The 10,170-nt window shown below is 73.2% G+C and carries 9 protein-coding genes; 7 read left to right on the forward strand and 2 right to left on the reverse strand.

The features are described 5' to 3' along the window. Positions 1-51 precede the first annotated feature (51 nt). Positions 52-798, reverse strand: coding sequence for a FadR/GntR family transcriptional regulator (locus C7C46_RS31565; RefSeq protein ID WP_245985250.1), 747 nt, complete (start codon positions 796-798; stop codon positions 52-54). 205 nt (positions 799-1,003) lie between these two features. Between C7C46_RS31565 and C7C46_RS31570 the strand changes: the two genes are divergently transcribed. The 7 genes from C7C46_RS31570 (at position 1,004) to C7C46_RS31600 (ending at position 9,414) form a co-directional block, all read left to right on the forward strand. Then, positions 1,004-2,533, forward strand: coding sequence for an amino acid permease (locus C7C46_RS31570; protein WP_245985252.1), 1,530 nt, complete (start codon positions 1,004-1,006; stop codon positions 2,531-2,533). After that, positions 2,530-3,888: a glutamine synthetase family protein gene (locus C7C46_RS31575; RefSeq protein WP_110673350.1), complete on the forward strand. Its 1,359-nt coding sequence runs from the start codon at positions 2,530-2,532 to the stop codon at positions 3,886-3,888. Before C7C46_RS31570 ends, C7C46_RS31575 begins: the two co-directional genes overlap by 4 nt. After that, complete coding sequence (locus C7C46_RS31580; RefSeq protein ID WP_220040731.1) at positions 3,885-4,598, forward strand: gamma-glutamyl-gamma-aminobutyrate hydrolase family protein; 714 nt, start codon at positions 3,885-3,887, stop codon at positions 4,596-4,598. The genes C7C46_RS31575 and C7C46_RS31580 overlap by 4 nt, the downstream gene beginning before the upstream one ends. Next, positions 4,595-5,974 carry an aldehyde dehydrogenase family protein gene (locus C7C46_RS31585; protein WP_425470156.1) on the forward strand — a complete coding sequence of 460 codons (1,380 nt, stop codon included), beginning with the start codon at positions 4,595-4,597 and terminating at the stop codon, positions 5,972-5,974. The genes C7C46_RS31580 and C7C46_RS31585 overlap by 4 nt, the downstream gene beginning before the upstream one ends. Before the next feature lie 5 nt (positions 5,975-5,979). After that, positions 5,980-6,768 (forward strand): 3-oxoacyl-ACP reductase, encoded by a 789-nt coding sequence (locus C7C46_RS31590; protein ID WP_110673352.1) that lies wholly within the window; start codon positions 5,980-5,982, stop codon positions 6,766-6,768. 112 nt (positions 6,769-6,880) lie between these two features. Then, positions 6,881-8,299, forward strand: coding sequence for an aldehyde dehydrogenase family protein (locus C7C46_RS31595; RefSeq protein ID WP_110673353.1), 1,419 nt, complete (start codon positions 6,881-6,883; stop codon positions 8,297-8,299). A 35-nt stretch (positions 8,300-8,334) separates the two neighbouring features. Beyond that, positions 8,335-9,414 (forward strand): Zn-dependent alcohol dehydrogenase, encoded by a 1,080-nt coding sequence (locus C7C46_RS31600; RefSeq protein WP_110673354.1) that lies wholly within the window; start codon positions 8,335-8,337, stop codon positions 9,412-9,414. Positions 9,415-9,482: 68 nt separating this feature from the next. Here C7C46_RS31600 and C7C46_RS31605 read toward each other — a convergent pair. Then, the coding region (locus C7C46_RS31605) for a hypothetical protein (protein WP_220040732.1) at positions 9,483-10,170 on the reverse strand (688 nt) is incomplete at its 5' end.

Below are 10,170 nucleotides of genomic sequence, written 5' to 3' on the forward strand. Positions count from 1 at the left end.
ATCCCTGTAGTACTAGGGCCGGTCCGGTCGACAAGATCGGCCGGACCGGCCCTAGCCGAGGAACCCGCGCAGCAGGGCCGCCGTCGCCTCCAGGTGCTCCTCGGTGGCGCGGCGGGCGGTGGGGATGTCGCCGGTCAGGATCGCCTCGGCCATCGCTCGGTGCTGGGCGGCGGAGTGCTCGATGTTGCGGGAGAGCACGGGGATCGCGTTGAGCAGGTCGTTCAGCCGCATCCGGCTCTCGGCCACCCCGGCGGCCAGCGAGGGGGAGCCGGTGAGTTCGGCGATGGCCAGGTGGAAGCGCGAGTCGAGGCGGCGGTACTCCTCGGGCGGGGCCTGCTCCAGGTCGGTGAGGTGGCGGGTGAACCGCTCGCGCTGCTCGGCGGTCAGTTCGCGGCGCGCGGCCTGCTCGGCGGCGCCGGTCTCCAGGACCAGCCGGTAGGTCAGCGCGTCCTCCAGTTCGGTGCCCATGTCCCGCACGGCGCGCGCCAGTTCGCCGAGATCGGGAGCCGGCAGCCGGTAGGTGACGAAGGTGCCGCCGTAGCGGCCGCGGCGGGATTCCACGCAGTCGGCCGCCTGTAGCGAGTGCAGCGCCTCGCGCAGGGTCTCCCGGCTCACCCCGAGCCGGGCGGCCAGCGCGCGCTCGGGCGGCAGCCGGTCCCCGTAGCCGAAGACGCCGAGCTTGACGGCCTCCAGGATCCGCTGGACCGTCTCCTCGAAGGCGTTGCCGGTCCGGACGGGGCGGAAGATCGCGCCGCCCTGCCAGTCCACTTCCGCATCCATGCCGCCTGCCGGGTCCACGGGCGGAATCGTAGCGAGGTTCCGTTCCGGGCGGGGGGCTTGACGTGGCACGGGGTTGAACGGAAGCATGCGCGGTGCAATCAATGGTCCGATACCAGACCATTGGACACCACAATGCCGTGGGCGCACGTTTCGGATCCCCCACCGAACCCCAGGAGTGCGCGTGACCTCCGACCCATCCCCCGCCGACCAGGCTGGCACCGCCGTGTTTCCGACCGCGCCCGCGGCTGTTTCGGCTGACGAACAGCGTCTGCAGGAGCTCGGCTACACCCAGGAGCTGGCCCGTTCGCTCTCCGGTTTCAGCAACTTCGCGGTCTCCTTCTCGATCGTCTCCATCCTCTCCGGCTGCCTGACCCTCTACGGCTTCGGCATGGCCACCGGCGGCCCCGCGCTGATCACCTGGGGCTGGCCGCTGGTCGGCCTGATGACCCTGTGCGTGGGCCTGGCGATGGCCGAGATCTGCTCGGCCTTCCCGACCGCCGGCGGCCTGTACTTCTGGGCCGCCAAACTGGCCCGGCACAACGCCCCCGCGGCCAGCTGGTTCACCGGCTGGTGCAACTTCCTCGGCCAGGTGGCCGTCACCGCCAGCGTCGACTACGGCGCCGCGACCTTCACCAACGCGCTGCTGGATCTGCGGTGGGGCTTCGCCGCCACCGCCCCCCACACGGTGGCGATCTTCGCGGTGATCCTGCTGCTGCACGGGCTGCTGAACAGCTTCGGCGTGCGGCTGGTGGCACTGTTCAACACCGTCAGCGTCTGGTGGCACCTGGTCGGTGTGCTGGTGATCGTGGTGGCGCTGGCCGTGGTCCCGCACCACCACGCCTCGGTCGGCTTCGTCTTCGGCCACTTCGCGAACACCACCGGGTTCCACAGCTCCTTCTACGTCGCGCTGCTCGGCCTGCTGCTCGCCCAGTACACGCTGACCGGCTACGACGCCTCCGCGCACATGACCGAGGAGACCCAGGAGGCGGCCCGCTCGGGGCCGCGCGGCATCGTCAACTCGATCCTGGTCTCGCTGGTGGCCGGCTGGGTGCTGCTGTTCGGACTGACCTTCGCGATCCAGGACTACGCCGGGGAGCTGGCCAGCTCCACCGGCGTGCCGCCGGCCCAGATCTTCCTGGACGCGCTGGGCAGCAGCGGTGCCGAGGCGCTGCTGCTGATCGTGATCGGCGCCCAGTTCTTCTGCGGGATGGCCTCGGTCACCGCCAACTCCCGCATGGTGTACGCCTTCTCCCGGGACGGCGCGCTGCCCGGCTCGCAGCTGTGGCACCGGATCGACCCGCGCACCCAGACCCCGACCAACGCGATCTGGCTGAGCACCGCCGGGGCCTTCCTGTTCGGCCTGCCGGCCCTGTGGAACTCCACCGCCTTCGCCGCGGTCACCTCGGTCTCGGTGATCGGGCTCTACCTCTCCTACGTCATCCCGGTCTTCCTGCGGCTGCGGCAGGGCGAGGACTTCGAGCGCGGCCCCTGGCACCTGGGCCGCTGGAGCCGTCCGATCGGCCTGATCGCGGTCGGCTGGACCGGGCTGATCACGGTGCTCTTCATGCTGCCCACCACCAGCCCGATCAAGGCGGGCAACTTCAACTACACCTCGGTGGCGATCACCGCGGTGCTCGGCTTCGCCGGAATCTGGTGGCTGGCCTCCGCGCGGCACTGGTTCACCGGGCCGCGCGTCCAGCAGGATACTGAAAGTCATCAACCCATCACCGATCGCAAGGGGGCGGACCAGTGAGCGGTTCCCGGCTGACGCTCGATCAACTCCGGGCGCAGGTCGCCGAGGGCACCATCGACACCGTGGTGCTGGCGGTCACCGACATGCAGGGCCGGTTGCAGGGCAAGCGCCTGGCGGCCGACTACTTCCTGACCGACGTGGTCGAGAACGCCGCCGAGGGCTGCGGCTACCTGCTGGCCGTGGACGTGGAGATGAACACCGTCGAGGGCTACCAGGTCTCCTCCTGGGAGAGCGGCTACGGCGACCTGGTGATGGTGCCCGACCTGGCCACCCTGCGCCGGGTCCCCTGGCACCCGGCCACCGCGATGGTCCAGTGCGACCTGGCCCGGCACGACGGCGCCCCGGTCGCGGTCTCGCCCCGCCAGGTGCTGCGCCGCCAGCTGGACCGGCTCGCCGAACACGGCTGGCAGGCCTACGTGGGAACCGAGTTGGAGTTCATCGTCTTCAAGGACAGCTACGAGCAGGCCTGGGACAAGGACTACCGCGGGCTGACCCCGGTCAACCAGTACAACGTGGACTACTCGATCCTGGGCACCGGCCGGATCGAGCCGCTGCTGCGCCGCCTGCGCAACGAGATGGCCGGCGCCGGCCTGACCGTCGAGTCGGCCAAGGGCGAGTGCAACCTGGGCCAGCACGAGATCGCCTTCAAGTACGCCGAGGCGCTGGTCAGCTGCGACGACCACGTGGTCTACAAGACCGGCGCCAAGGAGATCGCCGCGCAGGACGGGGTCAGCCTGACCTTCATGGCGAAGTACAACGAGCGCGAGGGCAACTCCTGCCACATCCACCTGAGCCTGCGGGCCGCCGACGGCGCGCCGGTGTTCGCCGGTGACCTGCAGCACGGCTTCTCCCGCACCATGGAGCACTTCCTGGCCGGCCAGCTGGCCTGCCTGCGCGAGTTCTCGCTGCTGCTGGCCCCCACCGTCAACTCCTACAAGCGGTACGTGGCGGGCAGCTTCGCGCCGACCGCGGTCGCCTGGGGCCGGGACAACCGGACCTGCGCGCTGCGGGTGGTCGGCCACGGCTCCTCGCTGCGGTTCGAGAACCGGGTCCCCGGCGGCGACGTCAACCCGTACCTGGCGGTGGCCGCGCTGATCGCCGCCGGCCTGCACGGCATCGAGCAGGGCCTGGAGCTGGAGCCGGAGTTCACCGGCAACGCCTACACCAGCGACGCCCCCCGGGTGCCCAGCACGCTGCGCGACGCGGTGGCCCTGTTCGAGGCCAGCGAGGTGGCCGCGGCGGCCTTCGGCAAGGAGGTCGTGCACCACTACACGCACGCCGGGCGGGTCGAACTGGCCGCCTTCGACGCGGCGGTGACCGACTGGGAGCGGCGCCGCGGGTTCGAGCGGCTGTGACGGACCGTCCGCTGGTGGGGATCACCAGCTACCTGGAGGACGCCGCCTGGGGCGTCTGGCAGCAACCGGCCGCACTCGTGCCGCAGTTGTACGTGGACGCGGTCACCGCGGCCGGCGGCGTGCCGGTGCTGCTGCCGCCGCAGCCGGTCGGTCGGCCCGAGCGGCTGCTGGCCCGGCTGGACGGCCTGGTGCTGGCCGGCGGCCCCGACGTCGACCCGGCCCGCTACCACCAGCAGCCGCACCCGCGCACCGGCGCACCCCGACCGGGCCGCGACGACTGGGAGTTGGCGCTGACCCGCGGCGCGCTGGAGCTCGACCTGCCGCTGCTCGGCGTCTGCCGCGGCCTGCAGATCCTCAACACCGTGCTCGGCGGCACCCTGGTGCAGCACCTGCCCGAGCGCACCGGTGACGACAGCCACCAGGAGGCCCCGGCCGTCTTCCACCGGCGCCCGGTCACCGTCGAGCCGGACAGCGGCCTGGGCCGGATCCTCGGCATCGGTGCCGAGGTGCTCTGCTACCACCACCAGGCCGCCGACACCCTGGGCACCGGCCTGCGCCCGGTGGCCTGGAGCACCGACGGCACCGTGGAGGCCGTGGAGCTGCCCGGCGCCCGGTTCGCGCTCGGCGTCCAGTGGCACCCCGAGGCCGACCCGGCCGACCCCCGCCTGTTCACCGCCTTCGTCCGCGCCCTCGAGGAGATCCCCGCGTGACCGTGACAACCGAAGCCGAACTGTTCGAGGTGGTCAACCCGGCCACCGAGGAGGTGATCGAGACGGTCGAGCTGGCCGGGGTGGCCGAGACCGACGCGGCCGTCGCCCGGGCCAAGGCCGCCTTCGAGACCTGGCGCGCGGTGGCCCCCGCCGACCGGGCCCGGCTGCTGCGCGCCTTCGCGGCCGCGGTGGACGCCGACCGGGAGCAGCTGGCGCAGTTGGAGGTGGCCAACGCGGGCCACACCATCGGCAACGCCCGCTGGGAGGCCGGCAACGCCCGTGACGTGATCGAGTACTACGCGGCCGCGCCCGAGCGGCTGTTCGGCCGGCAGATCCCGGTGGCCGGCGGCATCGACCTCACCTTCCAGGAGCCGCTCGGCGTGGTGGGGATCATCGTGCCGTGGAACTTCCCGCTGCCGATCGCCGCCTGGGGCCTGGCCCCGGCGCTGGCGGCCGGCAACACGGTGGTGCTCAAGCCCGCCGAGTGGACTCCGCTGACCGCGCTGCGGCTGGCCGAGCTGGCCCGGCAGGCCGGCCTGCCGGAGGGCGTGCTCCAGGTGCTGCCCGGGCGCGGTCCGGTGGTCGGGCGCCGGCTGGTCGAGCACCCGGACGTGCGCAAGGTGGTCTTCACCGGCTCCACCCGGGTCGGCAAGGAGATCGCGGCCGGCTGCGCCGCGCAGGTCAAGCCGGTCACCCTGGAGCTCGGCGGCAAGAGCGCCAACATCGTCTTCGCCGACGCCGACCTGGCCAAGGCGGCGGCCACCGCGCCGTACGCCGTCTTCGACAACGCCGGGCAGGACTGCTGCGCGCGGTCGCGGATCCTGGTCCAGCGCAGCGTCTACGAGGAGTTCATGGCGCTGCTGGAGCCGGCCGTGCTCGGCGTCAAGGTCGGCGACCCGCGCGAGGAGTCCACCGAGATGGGCCCGCTGATCTCGGCGGCGCACCACGCCCGGGTCGCCTCCTTCCTCGACGGGGTGTCAGTGCGGCTGCAGGGCAGCGTCCCTGGCGGCAAGGGCTACTGGTTCCCGCCCACCCTGCTGGCCCCGGTGGACCCGGCGTCCCGGGTGGTCACCGAGGAGGTCTTCGGCCCGGTGGTCGCGGTGCTCCCGTTCGAGGACGAGGCGGACGCCCTGCGGATCGCCAACGCCACCGAGTACGGGCTGTCCGGCTCGATCTGGACCAGGGACGTGGGCCGCGCCCTGCGGGTGGCCCGCGGCGTGGAGGCCGGGAACCTCTCGGTCAACTCGCACTCCTCGGTCCGCTACACCACCCCGTTCGGCGGCTTCAAGCAGTCGGGCCTGGGCCGCGAGCTCGGCCCGGACGCCCTGCAGGCCTTCACCGAAACCAAGAACGTCTTCATCGCCACGGAGGAATGAGCGCAATGACCGATGAGAAGAAGGCCGTGACCAACCGCCTCGACGGCCGGGTGGCCGTCATCACCGGTGCCGGCAGCGGGATCGGCCTGGCCACCGCCCGGCGGTTCGCCGCCGAGGGCGCCAACGTCGTCTGCGTCGACGTGGACGAGGCCGCCGGCAAGGCCGCGGCCGCGGAGGTCGGCGGCCTGTTCGTGCAGGCCGACGTGACCGACGAGGAGGCCGTGAAGGCCATGTACCAGACCGCCGTGGACACCTACGGCCGGCTGGACATCGCGTTCAACAACGCGGGCATCTCGCCGCCGGACGACGACTCGATCCTGACCACGGGGCTGGACGCCTGGAAGCGGGTCCAGGAGGTCAACCTGACCAGCGTCTACCTGTGCTGCAAGTACGCGATCCCGCACATGCAGGCCCAGGGCAAGGGCTCGATCATCAACACCGCCTCGTTCGTCGCGGTGATGGGCGCGGCCACCTCGCAGATCTCCTACAGCGCCTCCAAGGGCGGCGTGCTGGCGATGTCGCGCGAGCTGGGCGTGCAGTTCGCCCGGGAGGGGATCCGGGTCAACGCGCTCTGCCCGGGGCCGGTGAACACCCCGCTGCTGCAGGAGCTGTTCGCCAAGGACCCGGAGCGGGCCGCCCGCCGCCTGGTGCACATCCCGCTGGGCCGGTTCGCCGAGCCGGACGAGATCGCGGCCGCCGTCGCCTTCCTGGCCAGCGAGGACTCCTCCTTCATGACCGCCAACACCTTCCTGGTGGACGGCGGCATCTCGGGGGCCTACGTCACCCCGCAGTAGCCGGCGGCTGCCGCAGTAGTCTGGCGGCGTCCTTGCGTCGAGCGGGGACCGGGGCGTTAACTAGCAGCGATAGTTAACGCCCCGGTAGCACGCGCGAGGAGAGGACCCCACCGTGCAGCAGCATGCGGACCAGTACATCGGCGGCCGGTGGCAGCCCACCCTGGGCGGCGGCGTGCTGGAGGTGGTGAACCCGGCGACCGAGCAGGTCATCGCGACGGTCCCGGCCGGCACCGCCGCCGACGTCGACGCCGCCGTGACCGCCGCCCGGGCCGCCGCCCGCGCCTGGGGGCTGACCAGCCGCGAGGAGCGGCTGGCCCCGCTGACCCGGCTGCGCGACGCGCTGGCCGAGCAGCAGCAGCGGATCGCCGGCACCGTCACGGCGGAGCAGGGCAGCCCGATCGGCTTCGCCACCACCGTGCAGGCCGGCCTGCCGCTGGCGGTGGCCAACTCCTACGTCGAGCTGCTGGCCGGCTACGAGTTCACCGAGCGGGTCGGCAACTCCACCGTCTTCCTGGAGCCGGCCGGCGTGGTCGCCGCGATCACCCCGTGGAACTACCCGCTGCACCAGATCGTCGCCAAGGTGGTCCCGGCGCTGGCGGCCGGCTGCACGGTGGTGCTCAAGCCCGCCGAGGACACCCCGCTGGTGGCCCGGCTGTTCGCCGAGCTGGTCGACGCGGCCGGCTTCCCGGCCGGCGTCTTCAACCTGGTCACCGGCCTGGGCACCGAGGCAGGCGCCGCCCTGGCCGCCCACCCCGAGGTGGACCTGGTCTCCTTCACCGGTTCCACCGCGGTCGGCCGCGCGATCGCCGAGACCGCCGGGCGCGGCATCAAGAAGGTGGCCCTGGAGCTGGGCGGCAAGTCCGCCAACGTGGTGCTCCCCGGTGCCGACCTGGCCCGCGCGGTGAACGTCAACGCCGCCAACGTCTTCGCCAACTCCGGCCAGACCTGCACCGCCTGGACCCGCCTGCTGGTCCACCAGGACCAGTACGAGGAGGCGGTGGCGATCGCCGCCAAGGCCGCCGCCAAGTACGCGCCCGGCGACCCGGCCGACCCGGCGACCCGGATGGGCCCGGTGGTCAGCGCCCGGCAGCGCGAGCGGGTGCTCGGCTACATCCGCGCCGGCATCGAGCAGGGCGCCCGGGTGGCGGCCGGCGGCGCCGAGGTGCCGGCCGGCCTGACCACCGGCTACTACGTCCAGCCCACCGTGCTGGCCGACGTGACGGCCCGGATGACGGTGGCTCAGGAGGAGATCTTCGGCCCGGTGCTCTGCGTGCTCGCCTACCGCGACGAGGAGCACGCACTGGAGCTGGCCAACGGCACCGAGTACGGCCTGGCCGGCGGCGTCTGGGCGGCCGACGAGGCGACCGCGGTGGCCTTCGCCCGCCGGCTGGACACCGGCCAGGTGCACATCAACGGCGGTCAGTTCAACCCGCTGGCGCCGTTCGGCGGCTACAAGTCCTCGGGGATCGGACGGGAGCTCGGCCGAGCCGGCCTGGAGGAGTTCCTGCAGACCAAGTCCCTCCAGTTCTGAGCAGTGCTCCAGTTCCGACTACCTTGAGGATCAGCATGGTTCGCGCAGCCCTGCTCACCGCCGTGGGCGCTCCGCTGGAACTGACCGAGATCGAGTTGCCGGCCCCCGGGCCGGGCCGGGTCCGGGTCAAGCTGGCCGCGGCCGGCGTCTGCCACTCCGACCTGTCGCTCGCCAACGGCGTACTGCGCACCGCCACCCCGGTGGTGCTCGGGCACGAGGGCGCCGGCACCGTGACCGCGGTCGGCGAGGGCGTGGTCTCGGTCCGGGTGGGCGACCCGGTGGTGCTCAACTGGGCGCCGGCCTGCGGCTCCTGCCACCTGTGCGGGCTCGGCGAACCGTGGTTGTGCGAGCGCGCCGCACAGGGCTACGGCGAGACCTACGCCGCGCTGCCCGACGGCACCGCGCTCTACCCGGGCCTGGGGGTGGCCGCCTTCGCCGAGGAGACCGTGGTGGCCGAGCGGGCGCTGATCCCGCTGCCCGCCGGAGTGCCGCTCACCTCGGCCGCGCTGCTCGGCTGCGCGGTGCTCACCGGATACGGCGCCGTGCACAACGCGGCCCGGGTGCGGGCCGGCGAGTCGGTGGTGGTGTACGGGCTCGGCGGGGTGGGCCTGGCGGTGCTGCAGGCGGCCCGGATCGCCGGGGCCGGCCCGATCATCGCGGTGGACGTCACCCCGCAGAAGGAGGAGCTGGCCCGCCGGCACGGGGCCACCGATTTCCTGCTCGCCGACGACCAGACCGCGAAGTCGGTGCGCAAGCTGACCGAGGGCCACGGCGCCGACCACGCCTTCGAGTGCGTGGGCCGGGGCTCGACCATCCGGGCGGCCTGGAGCGCGACCCGGCGCGGCGGGCGGACCACGGTGGTGGGCATCGGCGGCAAGGACGACCTGGTCTCGTTCTCCGCGCTGGAGCTCTTCCACTTCGCCCGCACGCTCTCCGCCTGCGTCTACGGCAACAGCGACCCGGCCAAGGACCTGCCGGTGCTGGCCGAGCACGTGCGGGCGGGCCGGCTGGACCTGGAGGCGCTGATCACCGACCGGATCACGCTGGAGCAGATCCCGGCCGCCTTCGAGCAGATGGCCGCCGGGCACGGCGGGCGCTCGCTGGTGGTCTTCTGACCGACGGCGCTTGTCACCGGCTGCTCTGCCGGCCTGGCCGGCCGCGCTCGCTGCCGTGGCCGCGCGGTTCAGCCGGTGGCCGCGCAGCGCAGCGTCTCGGACTCGAGCGGCCAGGGCCGATCGGCCGGGCGCAGCCGGTGCCAGTCGTAGGGCGGGTGGCCGAGCTTGAGGTGGCGGCGGTCGACCACGTTGGCCGCCGCCCAGCTCCCCACGCAGGCGGCGATCAGCGCCTGGCCGGCCCGGCCGTGGCGCGGCTGCGGGCAGGTCAGCCCGGCCAGCACCGCCGACCCGGCCAGGTAGCCGAGGAGCGGGTAGACGCCGAGCTGGTGGTAGATCTTGGTGGGTGCCAACGCCTGGGCCCGGTTGAACCGGCCGCTGCGCACCTCGGCCCGCCACTGCCAGAGCCCGAAGCCCAGCCAGCCGGCGCTCGCCGCCACCGCCAGCGGGCCGCGCACCCAGGACCGCACCGCGGTCGGCGGCACCGAGCGGCACTGCGCCACCCCGGCGGCCGCGGCCAGCGCGAGCAGCGGGTCTCCGTAGACCAGCGCGCGGAACTCCTGACGGGGCCTCAGCACCCGCCGCTCGCCCAGCAGCGCGACCGCGGCCGGGATGCCGGGGCTGAGCAGGAAGGCGGCCAGGAAGGTGGTCGCGGGCCCGGCGGCCAGCGGCGCACCGAGCAGCGGCAGCCACCGGCGGGCGCCGCGGGGGGCAGCAGGGGACGGGGTCTCGGCGGGCATGCCCGCACCCCCCCTGGGG

The organism is Streptomyces tateyamensis (assembly GCF_003205575.1).
Taxonomy (GTDB): domain Bacteria; phylum Actinomycetota; class Actinomycetes; order Streptomycetales; family Streptomycetaceae; genus Kitasatospora; species Kitasatospora tateyamensis.

Bases quoted from the DNA above. Each gene is read 5' to 3' on its own strand.
- C7C46_RS31590 (WP_110673352.1), top strand. From the start codon at position 5,980: ATGACCGATGAGAAGAAGGCCGTGACCAACCGCCTCGACGGCCGGGTG.
- C7C46_RS31600 (WP_110673354.1), top strand. From the start codon at position 8,335: ATGGTTCGCGCAGCCCTGCTCACCGCCGTGGGCGCTCCGCTGGAACTG.